At 63.5% G+C, this 21,436-nt stretch carries 17 protein-coding genes; 13 read left to right on the top strand and 4 right to left on the bottom strand.

The genetic code is table 11. From position 1 onward, the window contains the following. A partial coding sequence (locus QZ307_RS00975; protein ID WP_295994448.1) for a transketolase C-terminal domain-containing protein occupies nt 1-1,207 on the top strand: 1,207 nt, incomplete at its 5' end. 47 nt (nt 1,208-1,254) lie between these two features. Here QZ307_RS00975 and QZ307_RS00970 read toward each other — a convergent pair. Next, nucleotides 1,255-2,496, bottom strand: a complete 1,242-nt coding sequence (locus tag QZ307_RS00970) for a hypothetical protein (protein WP_295994446.1) — start codon at nt 2,494-2,496, stop codon at nt 1,255-1,257. Between the two features lie 257 nt (nt 2,497-2,753). Here QZ307_RS00970 and QZ307_RS00965 point away from each other — a divergent pair, with 257 nt between their 5' ends. From QZ307_RS00965 to nrfD, 3 genes are read left to right on the top strand one after another with little or no spacing between them, the layout of a single operon-like run. Next, nucleotides 2,754-3,296, top strand: a complete 543-nt coding sequence (locus tag QZ307_RS00965) for a cytochrome c3 family protein (protein WP_295994444.1) — start codon at nt 2,754-2,756, stop codon at nt 3,294-3,296. Nucleotides 3,297-3,301: 5 nt separating this feature from the next. Next, nucleotides 3,302-4,003 (top strand): 4Fe-4S dicluster domain-containing protein, encoded by a 702-nt coding sequence (locus tag QZ307_RS00960; protein ID WP_295994442.1) that lies wholly within the window; start codon nt 3,302-3,304, stop codon nt 4,001-4,003. A 15-nt stretch (nt 4,004-4,018) separates the two neighbouring features. After that, entirely contained in the window at nt 4,019-4,993 is a 975-nt protein-coding gene (gene nrfD, locus QZ307_RS00955) for an NrfD/PsrC family molybdoenzyme membrane anchor subunit (RefSeq protein WP_295994441.1), read from the top strand. A 143-nt stretch (nt 4,994-5,136) separates the two neighbouring features. Here nrfD and QZ307_RS00950 read toward each other — a convergent pair whose 3' ends face one another. Then, the gene (locus tag QZ307_RS00950) at nt 5,137-5,802 is read right to left on the bottom strand and encodes a GNAT family N-acetyltransferase (protein ID WP_295994439.1); all 666 of its coding nucleotides are present in this window, start codon (nt 5,800-5,802) and stop codon (nt 5,137-5,139) included. 503 nt (nt 5,803-6,305) lie between these two features. Between QZ307_RS00950 and QZ307_RS00945 the strand changes: the two genes are divergently transcribed. The 5 genes from QZ307_RS00945 to coaE all read left to right on the top strand — a co-directional run bounded on the left by QZ307_RS00945 (nt 6,306) and on the right by coaE (nt 10,599). Further along, entirely contained in the window at nt 6,306-7,631 is a 1,326-nt protein-coding gene (locus tag QZ307_RS00945; RefSeq protein ID WP_295994437.1) for an ammonium transporter, read from the top strand. 65 nt (nt 7,632-7,696) lie between these two features. Continuing rightward, nucleotides 7,697-8,035, top strand: coding sequence for a P-II family nitrogen regulator (locus QZ307_RS00940; protein ID WP_295994435.1), 339 nt, complete (start codon nt 7,697-7,699; stop codon nt 8,033-8,035). A 37-nt stretch (nt 8,036-8,072) separates the two neighbouring features. After that, nucleotides 8,073-8,321, top strand: coding sequence for a TIGR03905 family TSCPD domain-containing protein (locus tag QZ307_RS00935; protein WP_295994433.1), 249 nt, complete (start codon nt 8,073-8,075; stop codon nt 8,319-8,321). Between the two features lie 322 nt (nt 8,322-8,643). After that, the gene (gene rpsA / locus QZ307_RS00930) at nt 8,644-9,876 is read left to right on the top strand and encodes a 30S ribosomal protein S1 (protein WP_295994431.1); all 1,233 of its coding nucleotides are present in this window, start codon (nt 8,644-8,646) and stop codon (nt 9,874-9,876) included. A 123-nt stretch (nt 9,877-9,999) separates the two neighbouring features. Then, nucleotides 10,000-10,599, top strand: a complete 600-nt coding sequence (gene coaE / locus QZ307_RS00925) for a dephospho-CoA kinase (RefSeq protein WP_295994430.1) — start codon at nt 10,000-10,002, stop codon at nt 10,597-10,599. A gap of 523 nt (nt 10,600-11,122) precedes the next feature. Here coaE and QZ307_RS00920 read toward each other — a convergent pair. Continuing rightward, nucleotides 11,123-12,313, bottom strand: a complete 1,191-nt coding sequence (locus QZ307_RS00920) for a YeiH family protein (protein ID WP_295994428.1) — start codon at nt 12,311-12,313, stop codon at nt 11,123-11,125. Between the two features lie 244 nt (nt 12,314-12,557). Here QZ307_RS00920 and uvrB point away from each other — a divergent pair, with 244 nt between their 5' ends. Together uvrB and QZ307_RS00910 are read left to right on the top strand one after the other, a co-directional pair. Then, entirely contained in the window at nt 12,558-14,681 is a 2,124-nt protein-coding gene (gene uvrB, locus QZ307_RS00915) for an excinuclease ABC subunit UvrB (RefSeq protein WP_295994454.1), read from the top strand. 551 nt (nt 14,682-15,232) lie between these two features. Then, entirely contained in the window at nt 15,233-16,657 is a 1,425-nt protein-coding gene (locus QZ307_RS00910; protein WP_295994426.1) for a polysaccharide deacetylase family protein, read from the top strand. A 163-nt stretch (nt 16,658-16,820) separates the two neighbouring features. On the opposite strand, the gene recN is transcribed toward QZ307_RS00910, so the two are convergent. After that, complete coding sequence (gene recN / locus QZ307_RS00905) at nt 16,821-18,443, bottom strand: DNA repair protein RecN (RefSeq protein ID WP_295994424.1); 1,623 nt, start codon at nt 18,441-18,443, stop codon at nt 16,821-16,823. Between the two features lie 267 nt (nt 18,444-18,710). Between recN and QZ307_RS00900 the strand changes: the two genes are divergently transcribed. Both QZ307_RS00900 and pheS read left to right on the top strand, forming a co-directional pair. After that, a complete protein-coding gene (locus QZ307_RS00900; protein ID WP_295994421.1) occupies nt 18,711-19,940 on the top strand; it encodes a hypothetical protein in 1,230 nt (409 codons plus the stop codon). Nucleotides 19,941-20,337: 397 nt separating this feature from the next. Beyond that, the gene (gene pheS, locus QZ307_RS00895; protein ID WP_295994420.1) at nt 20,338-21,399 is read left to right on the top strand and encodes a phenylalanine--tRNA ligase subunit alpha; all 1,062 of its coding nucleotides are present in this window, start codon (nt 20,338-20,340) and stop codon (nt 21,397-21,399) included. The last annotated feature ends 37 nt before the right edge of the window (nt 21,400-21,436 follow it).

Below are 21,436 nucleotides of genomic sequence, written 5' to 3'. Positions count from 1 at the left end.
GAACATGAAGGAATCCCTCAAGCAGATGGTGATTCCCCATACCATGATCTACGAGGCCCTGGGCATTGTGTGCACCACGCCCGTGGACGGGCACAACATCGCCGAGCTGCGCGACATGCTGTCGCTCGTGCTGGAGATGGACGGCCCGGCCCTGGTGCACGTGGTTACGCGCAAGGGCGAGGGCTACGAGCCCGCCCGTCGCGACCCGGAGCGCTTCCACGGCGTGGGGCCCTACGACATTGCCACGGGGCAGTCGACCAAGCCGCCGGCGGCCCATCCTTCCTATACCGAGGTGTTCGGCCACGCGCTGGCGGCCGAGGCCTCTCGGGACGCAGATGTGGTGGCCATCACCGCCGCTATGACCGGCGGCACGGGGCTTAAGGCCTATGCGGCCGAATTCCCCGATCGCTTTGTGGACGTGGGCATTGCCGAGGAGCAGGCCGTGGGCATGGCCTCCGGCTTGGCGGCCGGCGGCAAGAAGCCCGTGGTGGCCCTGTATTCCACGTTCATGCAGCGGGCCATCGACCAGATGATCATCGACTGCGCGCTGCCCGAGGCCAACGTGGTGTTCGCCCTCGACCGTGCAGGCTTGGTGGGCGACGACGGCCCCACCCATCATGGCGTGTTCGACTTGGTGTACATGCGCATGGTGCCCGGTATGCGGGTGCTGGCGCCCTCGAACGAGGCCGAGCTCGTCCATGCGCTCCATACGGCTCTGGCTCTGGAGGGCCCGGTGTCGTTGCGCTATCCGCGCGGTACGGGCGAGGGCGCGGCGGTGCCCGAAGAACCCCAGATGCTGGAAGTGGGGAAGGCGCGCACGGTGCGCGAAGGCGACGACGTGGCCCTGCTGGCCTTCGGCCGCATGGTGGGGCAGGCGTGCGCGGCCGCCGAGGTGCTGGCCGCCGAGGGTGTTGAGGCGCGCGTGGTGGACATGCGCTGGGTAAAGCCCCTCGACGAGGAGGCCATTGCAGCGGCGGCCGCCACGCCGCTGGTGGTGACCGTCGAGGAGGGCGTCATTGCCGGGGGTGCCGGCGAGGGCGTGCTCGAGGTGCTCGCGCGCCAAGGCGCCACGGTGCCGGCGCTGACGCTGGGCATCCCCGATCACTTCGTGGCCCAGGGACCGGTGGACAAGCTCTTCGCCGAGATCGGCCTCGATGGTCCGGGCATTGCTCGGGCTGTGCGAGCGGCCTTGAAGCCAGGCGCTTAAGAGGGGAAAGCAAAGCGGCCGTCACGGCCGCTTTTTTTGTTGGACTGCTAGCGCAGGCTCGAGGGACGTGATGCGGAGGCGCCTTTGCGGCTGCTCCGTCGGTTGGGCCAGAACACCTGGCGCTTGCCCTCGTAGGCGGTGGCGCAGTACTCCAATTCCACCAGGCGCTTGAGGTCGTCGCGGGCCGTAGTCAGGGCCACGTCGAACTGCTGGCGGTAGGAGCCCACGTCGATGGTGAGCGTAGGATCGTCGATCATGCGGTGGGCCAGGGCCACTTGGCGGTGGTTGAGGCGATAGTCGAGGGAGGCGCGCCGCTTGCGTAGGGCCAGCTCTTCCTCTTCGGCGAGGAGCGTCTGCTCCGCTTCGACCAGCGAGTCGGTAATGAGGCCGATAAGCTCGATGAGTTCGGCCGTGCGATCGTTGCCGAAAGAGACGTCGGCGCGGGTGAGGGAGGGCGCCGGGGACGCGGATCCCAGAGTGTACAGGCTCGAGAGGGGCACGAGGGCCAGGGCCGGCATGCCGATGCCATGGCAGGCCGCATGGCGGCAGGCCACTTCCATCAAGCCGTTGCAGGCGGGGAAGGGGCGGCGATGCCAGAGGATGACCGAGTGCATGAGCAGCCCGAATAGGGGATGCGTGCCCCAGCGCCGCAATCCCAGAAGGAGGCTCGGCTGGAACGCCGGGTCGGGCTCGGAGCCGCGCGGCCACGCGAACACGGTGCCTTCAGTGATGTGTTGGAACACGCCCTCGTAGTCGCCGCGGCGCACCGGCGCGGGACCGACAGCGGACTCGCGAATGAAGCGCAAGGTGTTGGCAACGAGCTGCTCGCCGTCGGTGCCGGGCTGCCGCTCGCCCAAGACCAGATCGCGAATGAGCTCGCCGGGCAGTGTCAGCCGATCGCGGTAGGCGGCCGCGCGGATGTCCTCGAAGAGCCGCTGGGCCGGCAGCCCTCGGCCGGGGCGGGCGCGGGCCGCATGCCACAGCTGCGAGTGGCTCGAGGCGCGGCTGGCGATATCGTGCATGGAGACCAGCAGCGAGGGCGGCAGAATCCAGAAGTCGTCGTTTTCTCCCAGGGCTTCTTCGGCCCGCAGGCGCGGAAAGCCGTTGAGGCGGCGAAGAAGGGCGAGAAGCTGAGCGACGGTATCGGAGTCGAGGCCCTCGAGGGACGGAAGAGCCGTTCTGGGCGGCGGGGCAGGGGCGCTGATGAACTCTTGGACGGCGGCGAGAAGGGCGGGATGGTCTCGCGCGGTGGCGAGGAGCTGCTTCAACGTCGGATCGGAGGTTCCCATAGCATCCTTTCTGCGGGATGGACAGGTCCTGGAAATAATCGCCCATTATACGGAGGGGCGGCTGTGGCGCAAGGGATTTGCCTCATGTAACGAAAACTGTCACGTGCTGGTTAACACTGCTTTCACCTGCGAAAACAAGTGGCTCATTTCGACATTTACAGCCCCTTCCCCCTCTTTCTACACTCCCTTTCCGTTGACGGTCTGCCCCAAGGCAGCCGAGGAAAGGAGGCGCGACTATGCGCACAAGAAGGAAGAGGATGCTGGCAGGAGCGGTGCTGTGCGCCGTGCTGCCGCTGGCGGCCTGGGGATGCACCCAGGAGGGAGGCGCGTCCGCTCTCGGCATCACCAGCGAGCTTGCCGAAGCGGCCGACTATGCAGCCGAGGGCTGGAACCCCGAGCGCGACTGTCGGGACTGCCATCGCAACTTTCGCGAGGCCGACGCGGACGATCTGGGCGTGTTCCATTTGAACGCCCCCTACCACGCGGGAACGTGTCTCGATTGCCACGAGAACAACCGCGCGCTGCAGCTGACCCACGAGGAAGCCGATCCCGAGGGGCTCCCGACGGCGGTTGATCCTGCCAGCTGCCTGTCCTGCCACAGCGGCCCCTACGCTCCCGATCAGGCCGAGGCCTCGGGGCGCATTGTGGACGGAGCAGGCGAGCCCGTCAATCCCCATCGGGTGCACCCGCGCGCCCTGGAGCTTACGTGCCTTGACTGCCATCGCGGCCACGACGGCGCGGCCGACCAGCAATCCTGCCAAAGCTGCCACGGGGCGACGCTGCCCGCGAAGGGAGCGTGAGCCCTATGACGAGCAAGAACGAATTCAGCCGACGGAGCTTGGTGAAAGTTGGCGCGGCAGCGGCGGCCGCCGGCGTGGCGGCTTTGGCCGTGCCGCCCTGGGCGCAGGCGAGCTCCTCGAAGGAGCTCGGCGTCGTCTTGGCCGACGTACCGACGCTCTCTTCTCAGGATGCGCAGGCTGAGGCGGAAAAGGCCGAGATACGCCAGCCCCAGTTCGGTTTCCTGGTGAAGGCGCGCCACTGCGTCAACTGCCAGGCCTGCGTGCGATCCTGTCGCCGCCATAACGAGACTCCCGCGGGGGCGCCCGCGCGACGCAAGGTAACGGTGTACCACTCGGACGGCGCAGAGGACGTCTATCTCTCGACCTCTTGCATGCACTGCGTCGAACCGGCCTGCGTTGCGGTGTGCCCCGCGGGAGCGATCGTCAAGGGAGACGGCGGCTTGGTGACGGTGCAGCCCGAGCGCTGCATCGGGTGCAAGTACTGCTATCAGGCCTGCCCCTTCGGCGTGCCGGCTTACAACAAGGTGAGCATGGACAAGTGCGATGGCTGCCAGGGCAACGGCGTGCCTCTGGGGGAGGATCCCTGGTGCGTGCGCGCCTGCAAGTTCGACGCCCTGCACTTCGGGCCCCTCGACGATTTGAAAAACGCCGACGAGGGCGCACAGGTGGTGGAGGCATCGACCAAGCCGGCGTTCGTGCTGGCCTAGCGAAAGGGAGGATCTATGGAGTCGTTGCAAATGGTATGGGGCTGGCAGCCGGCGCTGTACCTGTTCTTAGGAGGCATGGGAGCCGGAGCGTTTCTGGCGGCCATGATGGTGCACTTTCGCGCGGGCGACGATCACCGTCGCCTCGTGGCGGCGAGTATCGTTGCCGCGGTTGTGTGCCTGGTGGCCGGTTTGCTCTTGTTGCTGAGCGAGCTGATCAGCCCGTTGCGGGGCATGATGATGTGGCAGAGCTTCATCAACCCCACCTCGTGGATGACCGTGGGCGCCTGGGTGGTGTTCGCCGCTGTGGCCGTGTTCGCCTTGACGGGGATCTGCCTGTCGCCGTGGCTGGGAACGCGCTTGGCGCGGCGCTGGCCCTCGTGGCCCGAAAAGGCGCGACGGGCCGGGAACGTGCTGGGGACGTTGGGTGCCGCCTTGGCCGTGGGGGTGGCTGCCTATACGGGCATTCTCCTGATGTCCGCCCCGGGCGTGCCCCTGTGGAATACTGGGCTGCTGCCTTGCCTCTTCACTGTATCGGCGCTCGACACCGGGGTGGCCCTCGTTGAGCTTATCGCCTGCGCGCTGGCTCGTCGGGAGCCCTTGGGGCGCTCGCTTGCGCGCCTGCTGTCGGGGGTCGTGGTGGCATTGGTGCTGGTGGAAGGAGCGGTTTTGGCGACGCTGCTCGTTACGGTGACCATGGCGGGAGCGCCCGGGGCGGGGGCCTTCGCCGTTCAGGGAGCGCAATCGGCGGCGCTGCTTGTGAGTGGCCCGCTGGCCGCACCGTTCTGGATTCTCGTGGTGGTGCTCGGGCTTGCCCTGCCCCTGGGGGCGGCCATGGCGGCCCTGGCAAGCGCCGAGCACGGACCGGCCGCCCTCACGGTGACGGGAGCGGCCGGAGCGCTGGCGGGCGGCTGCGCGCTGCGCTTTCTGGTGGTGATGGCCGGCGTTCACGCCGACCCGGTGCTCGACGCGGTGGTTCGTCTTATGGCGTAGGGTGCCGATTGCGCGGCGCCCCTTGGAGTGGCGCCCGGCGATTCTGGCGCCGGGCGGTTAGCGCGGCCAGTATCGAGGGGCCAAGGTGCCGAGCGCGTTTCACGCGCCTAGCGGATCGAGCGTGCTAAGCGCACCTCGTGCGCTTAGCGAACCTTGCGTTCCATGATGTAGTCGTCCATGACGAAGCCCTCACCGATGTCGGTTTCCACGGCGTCGATAACCTCGAAGCCGTTGGCTTTGTAAGCGCGAATGGCCATCTCGTTGTTCTTGTTGACGGTAAGGTACAGGGCGTCCAGGCCGCGCTTGCGGGCAATCATCTCGTAGAAGCGAATGGTGGCCGACGAGAAGCCCTGGCCGCGGTGCTCCTTCAGCAGGTAGATCTTGGAGATGAAGAAGCGGTTGGTGGCCTGATCGACATAGCCGCCTGTATAGCCCACGATGCGCGGCGCGGCGGCGGTGCGCGCGAAGTCCTCGGCGTCGCGGGCCAGCTCGGCGTCACGGTCGGACTCGATGGCGTCCGGCGCATCGGCGGGGGCGGTATCGCCCTCGTCATGCACATCGGCGCCATGGGCGGCCTGATCAAGCTCGCGGGGCGTCTCGTCTTCGTGGCTCATGATGAACCAGTACTCGTAGTTGTTGTCGGCGATATCGGTGCGGAAGGCGTTGAGGCTTTGGAACTTCTCGACCATGTAGTCGGTCTGCTCCTGGCCGATGATGGCCGGCCAGTACTCGTTCCAGATGACATAGGCCATGTGAGCCAGTGCCTCGACCTCTTCGTCGCGCTCGACCTGCCTGAAGGTTACGCTCATGGTTCGTCCTTTCGTTTCCCGCGGGCTCTCAGTCCCGAGATTGCCTTAGGAGTGGCAAAAAATACGACTCTTGACTAGATTCTAGGGCTCTTGGGGGCTACGGACGAGGAATTCGGTGAGTTTTTAAACGTAATGTGACCTATTTCACGCAATTTCAAGGCACGAAGGTCGTTCGGGAGCGCTTCCGTGCCCCGCTTGCTGATCAGAAGTCCCCTTTTCTGCCACTGGGTGCCTGCGTATGTTCGGAGGGGCAAGGGAGTGGGGTGTCTCGGAGCTGACCTCGGCTTGTTTCCAGTGGGTAACAAGCCGAGGTCGCCCCTGTTAACACTTCTTTTTGAGGGGATTAACAATCATCGATGACCTCTTTCCTGCAGTTTCTCCATGGAACAATGGGCCTGTGGCAAACGAAGAGGGCGCTGGGTGGCAAGAGGCCGAAAAACCGACGAGACCGTTTCTCGGCCTCTGACCACCGAAGCGACGCAGGGCAAAGGAGGTCGAGAGCCATGATTGATACGGGTTCAACCGGGTTCATGCTCGTGTGCACTATGCTGGTGCTGCTCATGACGCCGGGGTTGGCATTTTTCTACGGGGGATTGTCGCGGCGCAAGAACGTGGTGAACACCATGGTTATGATTTTCTCGGCGCTTGGCATCGTTGGAGTGATCTGGGTGGTGTGCGGTTGGTCCTTCGCCTATGGCGGCGACGGCTCGCTGCCCTTTTTCGGCGGCATCGACCAGCTGGGCTGCTTGAGCGCAGTCAACGATGTGCTGGCCGAGGCAAAGGGCGTGCCCGACGCCTACGGCATATTGGCGAGCCAGGGGGCCTTGGCGGTCGATCCCGAGCTGGGATCTGCCTACCCCGCCATCATCGATATCGTGTTCCAGATGGCCTTTGCCATGATTACCTGCGCCATCATCACCGGTGCGGTGGCCGGGCGCATGAAGTTTGGCGCGGTGTGCGCTTTTGTGGCCGTATGGGTGGTGATCGTGTACGCCCCGTTGGCCCATATGGTGTGGGGCGGGGAGGGCTCGCTCATCGGTGAGACGATCGGGGCTCTCGACTTCGCCGGCGGCGATGTGGTGCATATCTCTTCGGGTTTGACGGGGCTTATCCTCTGCCTGATGCTGGGGCGTCGCAAAGGTTTCGCCGTGCTGAGCTACCGTCCCCATAACGTGCCCTTTGTGGCCCTGGGCGCGGCGCTTCTGTGGTTCGGCTGGTTCGGGTTCAACGCCGGCTCGGAGTTCGCCGCCGACGGCGTGGCGGGTCTCGCGCTGCTGAACACCGTGGCGGCCAGCGCAGCTGGTGTGCTGTCGTGGCTGGTGGTCGAGCGCGTAAAGGTGGGGAAGTGCACCCTGGTGGGCGCAGCCACGGGCCTGGTGGCAGGCTTGGTGGCCATTACGCCGGCGGCCGGGTTCGTGGAGCCTTGGGCGGCCCTGGTGATGGGCGTCATGGTGAGCCCCGTAGTCTATGCGGCCATTTCCGTGGCTAAGCGCAAGATTGGCTACGACGACGCCCTCGACGCTTTCGGGTGCCACGGTGTGGGCGGCATCGTCGGCGGTGTTCTCACGGGGCTTTTCTGCGTGCCCGAGTTGTCTTGGACCGATCATGGCGGTTTGCTGTACACCGGCGATTGGTCGCTGCTGGGTGCCCAGGTGCTCGGCATCATCGTGACCGTTGGGTTCGTGGTGGTGGCCGATATAGTGCTGGCCCTGGCGGTGAAGGCGTGCTTCAAGGGCAGCCTGCGGGTGAGCGCCGAGGACGAGGCTGTGGGCTTGGACGTTGCCGTCCATGGCGAATCGGCCTACCCGGCCTACCTTGGCTTAGACTAGGAAGCAACGACGCGCCGCGGTCCTGTCATGGCGGGAAGGCGACGCTGATCAAAGGAGAAAAAATCATGAAGCGCGTAACGGCTATTGTGAGGCCCGAGCGAATGGAGCCGCTGAAGGACGCCTTGTTCGCAGCGAATGTGTCGGGCATGACGATTTCCCAGGTGCACGGGTGCGGTGCCCAGCACGGATGGACGGAGTACGTCCGCGGCACCGAGGTGCTGCTGAACATGGTGCCCAAGGTGAAGTTCGAGATTGTCGTGGGCGACGACGACGTGGACGGCCTTGTGGACATCATCATCGGTGCGGCGCGCACCGGCGAGGTGGGCGACGGCAAGATCTTCGTGGCTCCCGTCGAGGAAGTGATCCGCATCCGCACCGGCGAGCGCGGGGAAGAGGCGGTTTAGGGTACAATCTCTCGCGAACAGGCGAGAAAGGAATCCCATGCATACCTATATCCCCAAGGGCGTGTGCTCCCGCCAGATCGACGTGGAGCTGGACGGCGACACCATTCAGAGCGTGCAGTTCACCGGTGGCTGCGACGGCAACTTGAAGGCTATCGCCAAGCTGGTGCAGGGGCAAAAGGTCGACGACATTGTGGCCATGATGGAGGGCCACACCTGCGGCCGTCGCTCCACCTCCTGCGCCGACCAGATGGCCCAGGCCCTGCGCGAGGCTCAGGCGCAACAGTAGCGCGTCCAGCGTGCAACGGAGCGCCAGTATACGCGGAAGGGGAGGCGCGTTTCTTCCCCAGGTTGTGCGGTGGCGTTCCGCTTGGTGCCGCTTCCTCATGCCGCGGTCGTGAATTTCCCTTCAAAGCGGCAAAATTCACAATAACTCAGGCGGCAGCGGTGCTATACTGGGCAAGCTTGCCCGAAGTGGGCAAGTGCAAGTAACTGTTGGCCCCCGAGACATGTTTGTTGTACAGCGATCTCTTGCCCCGTGCAAGCGAACATGGTAAGTATCAACCATCATGACGAAGGGTCCCCGATTTAGTTTTTGAAAGGGGTCCGTTTTGACCGAAATCAAGAACACGTCCGTTATCGATTTCTCCGATATCTCCGACGAGCAGATGAACGAGATGATCGATGGCACGCTGACCGACTTCGACGAGGGCGATCTCGTCGACGGCACCGTCGTCAAGCTCGAGCATGACGAGGTGCTGGTGGACATCGGCTTCAAGAGCGAGGGCGTCATTCCCTCCCGCGAGCTGTCCATCCGTAAGGACGCCGACCCGTCCGACATCGTCAGCCTGGGCGACAAGATCGAGGCTCTGGTGCTTCAGAAAGAGGACAAGGACGGTCGTCTCATCCTCTCCAAGAAGCGTGCCGAGTACGAGCGTGCCTGGATCTCCGTGGAAGAGAAGTTCAAGGCCGGCGAAGTGGTTACCGGCGAGGTTATCGAGGTCGTCAAGGGCGGCCTGATCCTCGACATCGGCCTGCGCGGCTTCCTGCCCGCCTCTCTGGTCGACCTCCGTCGCGTGAAGGATCTGGACATGTACCTGGGCACCGAGATCGAGGCCCGCGTCATCGAAATGGATCGCAACCGCAACAACGTCGTGCTGTCCCGCCGCGTGCTGCTGGAGGAGGGCCGCAAGAACGAGCGCGCCGAGATCCTCTCCAAGCTGTCCAAGGGCATGCGCCTCAAGGGCACCGTTTCCTCCATCGTGGACTTCGGCGCCTTCGTGGACCTGGGCGGCATCGACGGTCTGGTGCATATCTCCGAGCTGTCCTGGAACCACGTCAACCATCCCTCCGAGGTCGTCAAGGTGGGCGACGAGGTGGAGGTCGAGGTGCTCGACGTCGATCTGCAGCGTGAGCGTATCTCGCTCGGTCTCAAGCAGACCACGCCCGATCCGTGGATCAAGCTGGTGGAGAACTACCCCGTGGGCACCATCGTCGACGGTCATGTCACCAAGATCGTTCCCTTCGGCGCTTTCGTCGAGCTGGGCGACTCCATCGAGGGTCTGGTGCACATCTCCGAGATGGCTGCCCGTCACATCGACACCCCGGCCCAGGTTGTCAAGGCCGGCGACGATGTGAAGGTGAAGGTCATGGAGATCAACCCCGACCGTCGCCGCATCAGCCTGTCCATGAAGGCCGCTGCCGAGGAGCTGGGCTTCGAGATCGAGGTGGACGAGTCCATCCAGGCCGAGGAGAAGCCGGCCAAGCGCAAGAAGGCCGACAAGGACGAGGCTCCGGCCGAGGCCGAGGTCGTCGAGGTGGAGACGGTGGAGGACGCCGAGTAGTTCCGCCCTGCCTTCCCAACATTGGCATTTTGATGAGCCGCCCTCAGGGGCGGCTCATTTATTTTCGTGTATAGTAGTGGCAACGAAGTTGGTTCCGCCTTCAGGGCGGTGGAGGAGGGCAGTATGAAGAAGCTGTTTCTGATCGGCGGCATGGGCGCTGGCAAGTCTACGGCGCGCAAGGCGCTGACCGACGAGGGTCTGGCCTGGATCGATCTTGACCAGGTGGGCCATGAGGTGCTTACCTGGGATACGGTGAAGGACGACCTGCGCGGCGCCTTCGGTGACGACATCTTCGACGAAAGCGGCGAAGTGGTGCGCGCTGCCCTGGCTGCCAAGGCCTTCGCCACGCCGGCGGCTACGCGCAAGCTGAACACCATCACCATGCCGCGCATCGAGGAGCGCTACACCGATCTCATCGACGGGTTCACCGCCGAGGGCAAGCCGGCCGTGGTGGTAGAGTACTCGGTGTTCCGCAATCGCCAAAGCTCGCTGGCCTATGGGGCCGATGTGGTCATGGCGGTGCTGGCGCCGCTCGATGTGCGCATTCAGCGTGCCGTGGCCTCGGGTTTCCCCGAGGAGGACGTGCGTGCCCGCATCGCCCGCCAGATTACCGACGCCGACCGCATCGAAGCTGCCGACGTGGTATTCAACAACGACGGCACCCCCGAAGAGCTGCGCAACGAAGTCATCGCCTGGTGGAACGATTACAAGAAGAGCATCTAGCGGTAGGCAGTCCGTAGGTGCTAGTCATGAAGGGAGCGGCGAAATGCCGCTCCCTTTTTGTGTTGTGAGGGGTGGTGGGTGGAGGTTGACAAGGGGTCGGTGGAGGGCGCGCTTCAGGAATGGCCTTGCAGCATGGAGAAACGAGGATGAACCGCGGAGGTGCAAGGCGAGGCGCGCTAGGTGCGTGGGGGCTGCAGTTTGCCTGTGATGACGGTTGATGGGCGCTTCCGGTAGTTCACCGTGGTCAAAAAGACACCAAGGCGGGGCTTTTGTTCCAAATGAGGGTTTTGCGGTCGAGAATCGCTCGAGGCGGGGATTTGGTTGTGACATTACCGGCTTTTTGACCGTACGATGGTCAAAAACGGTGCGATTTCCATCCAGATGATGAGAATCGCCCGTTTTCGTGTTGCCGAGCCTTCAACCTCGGCAACTTTTTGACCTTAAACGCTCGATTTCGAACAAAAGCCCCGCTTCGAGCAGATTCTGACCAAGGGGTTCGTCGATACTGCAACGGGGCTTGCGCTTACCACAGTCCCAAAAGCTGCTGCATGCCTAAGCTGACACCAGCGATGCAGATCCAGCAGATAAGACCCATGAGCAAAGGTTTACCGCCGGTTTTGACCAGCTTCACGATGTCGGTGTTCAGGCCGATAGCGGCCATGGCCATGACGATGAAGAACTTCGAGAGCGTTTTCAGCGGGGCGAAGACCGCTACGTCGGCGCCACAGGCTACGGCAATGGTGGTGAGTACAGAAGCCAGGAGGAAGAACAGGATGAACATCGGGAAGGCTCGCTTGAGAGAGAAGCTGCCAAGAAGGCCCGGTTTACTCGATGCGTGACCGTTGCTAGCAGTGACGGCGGACGTCTCGGCAGTGGGGATGTCGGAGTTAGCGTCGGCGATTCCCGCCACGGCACCAGCGGCGGGGCCGGATTCCGTTGTGCGGGACGCGGCTGTGACATCAGCCGGCGAGGTGTTGGTGTTCGCAGCACTTTCGCGGCGGGCCACCCACATGCCCAGTACCAGCGTGATGGGAATGATGGCCAGGGTGCGCGTGAGCTTTACGATGGTGGCATCGTCGAGGGCGTTGGAGCCCGGATGCATGCCATCCCAGGCGGCGGCCGCGGCGGTTACCGAAGAGGTGTCGTTCACGGCGGTGCCGGCGAACAGGCCGAAGCCCTCGTTCGTCATGCCAAGGGCGTTGCCCAGGGTGGGGAAGATGAGGGCCGCTACCACGTTGAACAGGAAGATGACTGAGATGGCTTGGGCCACCTCCTCGTCCTTGGCGTGAATAACAGGGGCGGTGGCGGCAATGGCCGAGCCGCCGCAAATGGAGGAGCCCACGGCAATGAGCGTGGCGATGGCGGAATCCATATGCAGCAGTTTGAAAAGCACGTAGCCCACGATGAGCGCCGTGGCGATGGTGGAAAGAATAATAGGCAGGCTTTCGGCGCCCACGGCGGCAATTTGCGCCAAGTTGAGGCCGAAGCCCAGCAGGATAACCGCGTACTGCAGGATTTTCTTGGCCGTAAAGGCGATGCCGCTTTGAACGGAGCCGCGACGAGACTGCTTCCACCAGACGGCAATGAGCATGCCCAGAAGGATAGCGAAGACGGGACCGCCGATAACGGGGAGCGCCTCGCCGAGAAACCAACAGGGGATAGCAATGGCCGCGCAGATGCCAATGCCGGGAACAATGGTTGCCAGGTTTGCCACGAAAAGCCTTTCCGAGAAGGAATAGAACGGTTGGAGAGTATAACACTCGGGGAGGCCGTGACGGACCGGAGCGAATCTTGGTGGTTTGAGGCGTGATCCTGATAGGTTTTCACCGTGCGAAGGTCTATGGATAATATACGAACATATGTTCAAGTATTTCTCAACGTGCTAGACTAGTTTTCCTTATAACGAATAACTCAAGAGAGGGGACTGCGTGTCTACTCATCTTTCCAATATCGAGGGTATGGCCATGGAGGGCAAGCTGCCCGAGGTGCGCCTGGCCAACACCCCGTTCAAAGTGGTTTCTCCCTTCGAGCCCTCGGGCGACCAGCCCCAGGCCATCGAGGCTTTGGCCAAGGGCGTTGAGGATGGCCTGCGCTACCAAACGCTGCTGGGCGTCACGGGCTCGGGCAAAACCTTCACCATGGCGAAGACCATCGAGGCGGTGCAGAAGCCCACGCTGGTTATGGCCCCCAACAAAACGCTCGCCGCGCAGCTGGCTGCCGAGCTCAAGGAGTTCTTCCCGGACAACGCGGTGGTGTACTTCGTGTCCTACTACGATTACTACCAGCCCGAGGCCTATGTGCCCTCCTCCGATACCTTCATCGAGAAGGACGCCTCCATCAACGAAGAGGTGGAGAAGCTGCGCCATGCGGCCACCTCGGCGCTGCTGTCGCGGCGCGACGTCATTGTGGTGGCCTCGGTGTCGTGCATCTACGGCATCGGCAGCCCCATGGACTACGCCGGCATGGCAGTGTTCGTGGACAAGCAGAAGGAAATGGACCGCGACCAAGTCATCTACGAACTTATCGACATCCAGTACGACCGCAACGACTACGAGCTGAAGCGCGGCACCTTCCGCGTGCGGGGTGACGCGCTCGATGTGTTCCCGCCCTACGCCGACAATCCCATCCGCATTGAGTTCTGGGGCGACGAGATTGAGGAAATCGCCGAGATCGACCTAGTTACCGGCGAAGTGCTGGGTACCTACGAGGCCCTGCCCATCTGGCCGGCATCTCACTACGTCACGGCGCGTCCCAAAATGGATCGCGCCCTGGGCACTATCCAGGAAGAGCTGCGCGAGCGCTTGCAGCAGTTCAAGGAAGAGGGCAAGCTGCTGGAGGCCCAGCGCTTGGAAATGCGCGTGAACTACGACTTGGAAATGCTCGAGACCATGGGGTTCTGCTCCGGCATCGAGAACTACTCGCGGCACTTGGACGGGCGCCAGCCGGGCGAGCCTCCCTACACGCTTATCGACTACTTCCCGAAGGACTTCTTCTGCATCATCGACGAGTCCCATGTCACGGTGCCGCAGATCCGCGGCATGCACGAGGGCGATCGCTCCCGCAAAATCACCCTGGCTGAGCATGGCTTCCGCCTGCCCAGCTGCTTGGACAACCGTCCCTTGCGCTTCGATGAGTTCGAGGACCGCATTCCGCAGTTCATCTACGTATCGGCCACGCCCGGCGATTACGAGGAGAAGGTCAGCCAGGCCCAGGTGGAGCAGGTTATCCGCCCGACCGGTCTGCTCGATCCGGAAATCATCGTGCGCTCGAGCACCAGCCAGATCGACGACATCATCGACGAGGCGAAGGAGCGCGCCGGGCGCGACGAGCGCGTGCTTATCACCACGCTCACGAAGAAGATGGCCGAGGACCTGACGGATCACCTGCTGGATCAGGGAGTGAAGGCGCGCTACATGCACTCGGACATTGCCACCTTGGAGCGTACGGAAATCCTCCGTGATCTGCGCCGCGGCGAGTTCGACGTGCTGGTGGGCATCAACCTCTTGCGCGAGGGCCTGGACTTGCCCGAAGTGTCGCTGGTGGCCATTCTGGACGCTGACAAGGAAGGCTTCCTGCGCAATCACCGTTCGCTCATCCAGACTATCGGTCGTGCGGCTCGTAACGTATCGGGCCAGGTCATCATGTACGCCGATCGCATTACCGACTCCATGCGCCGCGCCATTGACGAGACGAAGCGCCGCCGCGAAATCCAGATGGCCTACAACGAAGAGCATGGCATCGAGCCGCAGACCATTCGCAAGGCTATCAACGACATCATGGGCTACATCACCGAGGAGGCAGCCGGCACCACGGCCGAGCAGGTGAACAAAGAGCTGGCCGAGCTGTCCCGCGAAGAGGTGCTCCGCATCATCTCATCCATGGAGGACGACATGGCGGCGGCCTCGCGCGACATGGATTTCGAGGAAGCGGCGCGCCTGCGCGATCAGGTGGTCAAGCTGCGCTCGTCGGTGGAGGGGTCGTCCGAGGACGACGTGCTGAAGGACTTGAAGAAGACCGCGCGCAAGGGCAGCGCCTTCGGTAACCGCAAGCACGCGGCCTACGGCAGCAGCCGCGCGAATTAGGGGCAAGCGGGGGAGGCGCTGTCGGGTTGCCAGAGCGGGATGTGGACGTGCGGGCTGCTGTAACGGATCGCGGCTGGCTGCAGTCGTCGCTCGCGGCAAGGGGCCTTTTGTGCGGCTTTCGCAAACTTTCTGCATACTGTTCTAGAAGAACTTATTAAGTTTACGGAAATGTAAGCTGGCCGTGCGGGGGCCTCTGCACGGGAAGACGTATAATGGCCTTTACCTGGCCATAAACGTTAAACCTAGCTTAAACGGAGTATCTCGAAGGAAGACCCATGCACCAAGAGCCCTCATCGAACCCCGCGGGCAATCACAATCCGCGCAATAATCCCCGTCAGCACAAGAAGCCCACGCGCCGTTCAACGGCTCCCACACAGCATCTTCAAGGCTCCAGCCCTGCGGCCCAAGGGCAGGGTTCGAGCGCGGCGGGGGCGGGCGCCTCTTCGGCGGGGACGGCTGCTTCTGCGGCCGCGGCTCAGGGTGCGCCAGGGGCCTCCTCTCATCCGGCTGGACCGCACGCGGCAGGGCCGCATTCGGCCGGATCGCATCCGATGTCTTCTTCCCAGATGGCTGCCGGCGGCCTCACTCCCGAGCAGGCGGCCCGCGCGGCCTATGAGGAATATGCGGCCGCTACCGAGCAGCCCTATCCTGGCTCTGCTACCGGTGTGCACCAAGGAGCGTCGCACAGCACGGGCTACGCGGGTTATGCGGCTACGAACCCGCGGGTGAACCCGGCTCGCAAAACCACAGAGCAGGCAGCTCCCTACGCCGATTACGAGCGCTATACCCACAAGCCCAAGAAGAAGGCGAGCATCGTCTCGATCATTGTGGCTGTGCTCATTTTGGGCGCCATTGGCGTGGGCGCGTTTCTCTATCTGAACCCTCCCACCTTCAATACTACCATCAACGGCATGACGCGCACAGTGGACCAGGGCACCACCTTGGGCGATCTGGTGGCCGACGGCGTGGTGACCCCGCAGCCGGGCAACTTGGTGGCGGTTGATGGCGAGGTTATCGAGCAAGGAAAGGGTACGCCGTTCACGGCCACCATCAACGGCACCGAGATCGATGACCCCAACACTCCGGTGCATAAGAACGACACCATTCAAATTAACGCCGGCACCGACATCATGGAGGATTACGACGTTAAGAAGGTCGAGAAGAAGCCCAAGCAGGTAGAGCTGGGCGAGGGTGCCATTCATGCCATCATCCCCGGGGAGTCGGGCGAGGTGGAGAAGCGCACGGGGAAAATCTCTGGCAAGACGGTGAAAGAGGTTACCAAGCCTGTTGTCAACAACACCTACTTCAAGTACAACGCCCACACGGGCGACGATAAGGTCATTGCGCTTACGTTCGACGACGGCCCGTGGCCTACCACTAACGAGTTGCTCGATGTGCTGAAGGAGTACGACGTAAAGGCCACCTTCTTCACTATCGGCGAGCAGATTGCCGATTACCCCGACGCCATGAAGCGCGAGGTGAAAGAGGGTCATCAGATTGCCACCCATAGCTGGGACCACGCTTCGGGCTCGGGCAATGGCGTAGACATGACGCTGATGAGCCCCGAAGAGCAGGTGGAGGAAGTGACCAAGGGGCAAAATGCCATTGTGGAGCTGACCGGCGGCGAGGCCCCCAAGGCGTTCCGCTCGCCGGGCGGCAATTTCCGCGACGACCTTATCTGGACCGTGGCGCCCTATGTCTCCTATGAGATTGGCTGGAACGTCGACACCGAGGACTGGCGTACGCCGGGGGCCCAGACGATTGCCGACCGCATTATGTCGGCAAAATCGGGTGATATCGTCCTTATGCACGACGGGGGCGGTCCGCGCACCCAAACCATCGAGGCCTTGAAAATTGCCCTGCCGAAGATGATCGAGAAGGGCTATAAGTTCGTGACCATCGATGAACTGCTGGCCTACGACGACGCGAAGGCCCTGGCTGAAGAAGCGCAGGCAGAACAGGAGAGCGCCGAATAGCCTGATGGGCTAGCAGGCTGCCTCTGGCGTTTCGCGGACGGGGGCGCTGGGCGCTTGGGCCGTTGTTGACGTGGGGCTGTCGCCGGGCTGCTGGTGGCTAGCCTAGCGTTCCGCGGACCGGGGCGTCGAACGCTTGGGCCGCTGTTGCCAGGCTGCTGTTGGTTCAGCTCAGCATTTCGCGCGCATGGGCGAGGGACGCCTCGGTGGCGTCGCCCGACAGCATGCGCGCCACTTCCTGTTCGCGGCTGGCGCCGGTCACCACTCGAAGCAACGTTTCGGGCGTATCGCCCTTCGTTTTCTCGACCACGTAGTGCGTGTCGGCGGCGACCGCTACCTGGGCCAGGTGCGTGATGGCGATGATCTGGTGACTTTCGGCAAGCTGGGCGAGTACGGCGGCCAGGGCGGTGGCCGTACTGCCCCCGACGCCCGCATCCACCTCGTCGAAGATGAGCGTGCCGGCGTGGTCTTGGGCTCCCAGCACAACCTTGATAGCCAGCATCACGCGGCTGATTTCGCCGCCTGAGGCAATGCGCGCCAAGGGACGGGCCTGCATGGACTTACCGGGACGGAATTCGAAGGCCACGGCGGCAGCGCCGGCGCGCGTCCAGCGCTCGCGGGGAAGGGGCTCGACGGAGCATTCGATTTGCGCGCTTCCCATTTCCAGTTGACCCATAACAGCGCCGACCGCTTGAGCAAAGCGCGGGGCTGCCTCTTGCTGGCTGGCGGTATAGGAGGCCGCTGCCGCTGCAAGCTGCTCCTCGGCCTGATCGAGGGCAGCCTGGGCGCGGGCGATGGACTCGTCGGCATGGTCGACGAGGGCGACGAGCTCTGCTGCCTCCTCTTGACGGGCGAAGACCTCGTCCATGGTGGGGCCGAAGGAGCGGAGCAGCCCTTGGAAAGCCCCCATGCGCTCTTGAGCGTGGGCAAGTGTGGCGCTGTCGAAGTCGATGTCCTCGCAATAGGTGGCCATATCGCGGGCAACGTCCTCGGCGACGAAGCAGATTTCCCGCAGGGACGAAGCGTAGGGCGCGAGAGACTCATCGGCGCGGGAGGCCTCGTCGAGCAGGGCGATGGCGCTGTTGAGGGCGTCGAGGGCGCCGCCGTCGCCCGAGAGCGCCTCGGCTGCTCCGTGGGAGTTGCGCGCGAGGGTTTCGGCGTGCTCGGCCTTGGCGAGATAGTCGACGAGCTCTTCGTACTCGCCGGGCTGAGGATTGACGGCCTCGATGGTTTTCAGGGTGAAGCGCGCCTCTTCGAGCTGGAGGTGCGAAGCGTTGGCCTGATCTTTGACTTGGTCGAGGTGATCCTGCGCCTGACTGACTTCTTGGAAAGCCACACGATAGGCCTGAGCGACATCAGTAAGGTTGGCCCAGGCGTCGAGGAGCGGGCCGTGCTCGGACGGCTTGAGGAGCGCCTGATGCTCATGCTGGCCGCACAGCTCGATGGAGGGGCCGACGGTGCGCGCCAGTTCGGAGACGCTGGCCAGGGAGCCATTGAGCGAAGCACGGGAACGGCCATCGGCACTTACCTTGCGTGTGACCACGACCTCTTCGTTCTCGTTGGCCGTTTCAGGGTTCGCGAGGAAAAGCCGTCCCTCGATTTGGGCCTGATCGGCTCCTTCGCGCACCATGGCGCTGTCGGCGCGGGCACCCATGAGCAGCTTGCACGCCGACAGGAGCGCCGTCTTGCCGGCGCCGGTTTCGCCGGTAAGCACGGTAAGACCCGGCGAGGGCATGAGGGTGGCCTCGCGGATAAGGGCGATGTTGCGCACGTGCAGTTCGTCGATCATGGGCTGCCTTTCTGGTCGTGCATCGAAGTATAGTGGAGCTCGGTGGCGAAGACAATAAAAACGATCAAATGTTTGCTTTTCGTGGTGGTCCATGGTAACGTGACGGGCACGGCTTTTCGGGCGCTCGTGTCTTTTTCGCCAAGATGCTTGCCAGCAAGCGGGCTATTCGGCAAGATAGAGCGATGCCTTGAGCGCGGTTTCTCGTGCGAAGGCGCCTAATGGTAGAGCGAAAGGGTTCCTTTGGTACACCTGCAACGATACGGGCGCATGATGGCGGCGTGGCTGTTGGCCGTGCTGCTGGCGTGCACGGCCGTGCCCTTGGGGCCCGCGGCCGCCCAGGCAGATCCTGCCTCCGACGCCCAGGCCAAGGTCGACCAGGCACAATCGGCCCTCGATGCCGCCGAGTCCCGCATGGCGGCTATCAACGAAGAATACGAGGCCATTTCAGCGGAAGTGGCCGCGCTCCAGAAGAAAATCGACAAGACGGCCAAGAAGGCCCTGAAGGCTCAGCAGGCTATGCTCGAGGGGCGCGAGGCGCTCAGCGATGTGGCCGTGGGCGAGTATCGCGAGGGCAGCACGGCCGGGCTTTTGGGCATGGTGCTCGATTCCCAGAACTTCGACGATCTGCTGCGCAACATGGAGTACGTCACGCAGATCATGAGCTATCAGGCTGACGAGATTGCCAAGCAGAAAGAGCGCAAGCAAAAGTTCGACGAGGTGTCGGCCGAGCTGAATGCCCAGAAAGACGACCAGGAAGACGCCCTGGCCACCCAGGCGGCCAAGCGCGAGGAAGCCGAAGCGGTGGTGGCCGACGCCACGAGCCAGTTGGAAGGCGCCAAGGCCGAGCAGGCGGCACGTTTGGCCGAGCTGGCCCGTCAAGCGGAAGAAATGCGCCGTCAGCAGGAAGAAGCGGCCAAGCGAGCTGAGGTCAAGGAAGACCCCAACGCCAACACGACCGACCGCAAGGACGTGGTATCCGACGACGAGCCGGTGGCCGATAATCCCGATGCCAATGCGCCGGGTCAAGATGAGGGCGATGATGCGGACGAGCCCGCTGCCGATGAGCCTGCTGACGACAAGCCGGCGGCCGACGATAAGCCCGCGGCTGATGACAAGCCGGCCAGCAAGCCCTCCACTTCGAAGCCTTCAAGCTCATCGAGCTCGAACGAGGGATGGAAAACGGGCGTGGCCTCCGCTTACGGCGGCAAAACTGACCCGAACACCCCCAACCCGGGCACCACGGCTACGGGCGCGGTGTGCAACGACAGCTCCATGGGAGTGGCCGTGCCCATGTCGCTTTCGGGCTATCGCAAGCTGTTCGGCCGCACGGTGGAAATTTCCTACGGCGGCAAGACGGTCTACGCGACGGTCAACGATTGCGGTGGCTTGGGCGGCGGTAGCCGCGCCCTCGATCTGCAGCCGGGCGTGTGGAAGGCTTTCGGCTTCTCCAGCTGCAAGGCGTGGGGTTTGCGCACCGTCAGCTACCGGTTCCTGTAACGGGCCCGCACTGCGGGTGCGGTTGTGCTAGAATGCGCAGTTACATGCGATGACGAAGACAGTGGCGGAGTCGTCGACGATTCCCAGAGAGGGGCCTGCCCGCTGAAAGGGCTCCATCGAAGCGTCCGCCAATTCCCTTCCGAGCAGCGTCTCTGAACCCGGACGCGGGGTGCTACACCCTGGCGAGACGGTCAGTAGGGGGCGACGGGTGCTTCCGTTACCAAGCGAAAGAGCGGGCGCGGCACGGGTGCGCGGGGCGGTTTACGCCTCGGCGTCCACGGCTTCGTCAACCAGGGTGGTACCGCGAGAGTCTTCTCTCGTCCTTGGATTGGGTCTCGTATCCAGCAAGGACGCGAGAGGGCTCTTTTTTATTGCAAGAGAAAGGTGCAGAAGACAGATGGCGATTACGGAGGAACTGGCCGCGCTCGAAGCTGAGACGCTGGCCGCAATCGAGGCCGCGGACACCACCGCCGCCCTCGAGGACGTGCGCGTGCGCGTCCTGGGCAAGGCAGGTACGCTCACCGGCTACCTGCGTTCCATGGGCTCGGTGCCCAAGGAGGAGCGCGCTGCCGTGGGCAAGGCGGTGAACGAGACGCGCGTGGCAGTGGAAGAGGCTTTGAGCGCCCGCAAGGCCGTGCTGGAAGGGGCCGAGCTGGCTGCAGCCATTGACGCGGCTGCCGTGGACGTGACGCTGCCGGGCCGTTCCCAGCAAATGGGCACGCGCCATCTTATCAACGGCATCATCGACGAGGTGTCCGATATCTTCATGGGCCTTGGCTACAAGGTCTACGAGGGCAGCGAGATCGAGACCGACTACTACAACTTCACGGCCCTGAATGCCCCGGCCGACCATCCGAGCCGCTCTATGCAGGACACCTTCTACGTGCGCGACCTGTCTGGCGATGCCGCCCGCGTGCGCGGCGAGTCCGACGTGCTGCTGCGCACCCAGACTTCGGGCGTGCAGGTGCACGTCATGGAGGACCAGGAGCTGCCCATCTACATGATCGCCCCGGGCAAGGTGTACCGCCGCGACGTGGCCGATCCGTCGCATCTGCCCCAGTTCCACCAGATCGAGGGCTTGGTCATCGACAAGGGCATCACTTTCGGCGACCTGAAGGGCACGCTGGATTACTTCTGCAAGCAAGTGTTCGGCCCCGAGCGCAAGACGCGCTTCCGCGCCCACTATTTCCCCTTCACCGAGCCGTCGGCCGAGGCCGACGTCAGCTGCGGCATCTGCCACGGCGAGGGCTGCCGCATGTGCAAGGGCACCGGCTGGCTGGAAATTCTCGGCTGCGGCATGGTGGATCCGAACGTGCTCTCTATGAGTGGCATTGACCCGGAGGAGTACTCGGGTTTCGCCTTCGGCATCGGCGTGGAGCGCATTGCCTGTCTTAAGTACAATGTGCCGGATTTGCGTATGCTGCTCGAGGGCGACATGCGATTCCTGCGGCAATTCTAGGGCTGAATCTCTCCCGGGGTCGAGCCACGGGGTAATG

Origin of the sequence: uncultured Adlercreutzia sp., assembly GCA_910585575.1 — a bacterium.
Lineage (GTDB): Bacteria > Actinomycetota > Coriobacteriia > Coriobacteriales > Eggerthellaceae > Adlercreutzia.
This window is presented reverse-complemented; position numbering and strand designations above follow the sequence as displayed.

Coding starts and splice junctions, on each gene's coding strand:
- QZ307_RS00960 (WP_295994442.1), top strand. CDS start 3,302: ATGACGAGCAAGAACGAATTCAGCCGACGGAGCTTGGTGAAAGTTGGC.
- QZ307_RS00945 (WP_295994437.1), top strand. CDS start 6,306: ATGATTGATACGGGTTCAACCGGGTTCATGCTCGTGTGCACTATGCTG.
- QZ307_RS00910 (WP_295994426.1), top strand. CDS start 15,233: ATGTCTTCTTCCCAGATGGCTGCCGGCGGCCTCACTCCCGAGCAGGCG.
- coaE (WP_295994430.1), top strand. CDS start 10,000: ATGAAGAAGCTGTTTCTGATCGGCGGCATGGGCGCTGGCAAGTCTACG.
- QZ307_RS00935 (WP_295994433.1), top strand. CDS start 8,073: ATGCATACCTATATCCCCAAGGGCGTGTGCTCCCGCCAGATCGACGTG.
- nrfD (WP_295994441.1), top strand. CDS start 4,019: ATGGAGTCGTTGCAAATGGTATGGGGCTGGCAGCCGGCGCTGTACCTG.
- uvrB (WP_295994454.1), top strand. CDS start 12,558: ATGGCCATGGAGGGCAAGCTGCCCGAGGTGCGCCTGGCCAACACCCCG.
- QZ307_RS00965 (WP_295994444.1), top strand. CDS start 2,754: ATGCTGGCAGGAGCGGTGCTGTGCGCCGTGCTGCCGCTGGCGGCCTGG.
- QZ307_RS00900 (WP_295994421.1), top strand. CDS start 18,711: ATGATGGCGGCGTGGCTGTTGGCCGTGCTGCTGGCGTGCACGGCCGTG.
- recN (WP_295994424.1), bottom strand. CDS start 18,443: ATGATCGACGAACTGCACGTGCGCAACATCGCCCTTATCCGCGAGGCC.
- QZ307_RS00940 (WP_295994435.1), top strand. CDS start 7,697: ATGAAGCGCGTAACGGCTATTGTGAGGCCCGAGCGAATGGAGCCGCTG.
- QZ307_RS00950 (WP_295994439.1), bottom strand. CDS start 5,802: ATGAGCGTAACCTTCAGGCAGGTCGAGCGCGACGAAGAGGTCGAGGCA.
- pheS (WP_295994420.1), top strand. CDS start 20,338: ATGGCGATTACGGAGGAACTGGCCGCGCTCGAAGCTGAGACGCTGGCC.
- QZ307_RS00970 (WP_295994446.1), bottom strand. CDS start 2,496: ATGGGAACCTCCGATCCGACGTTGAAGCAGCTCCTCGCCACCGCGCGA.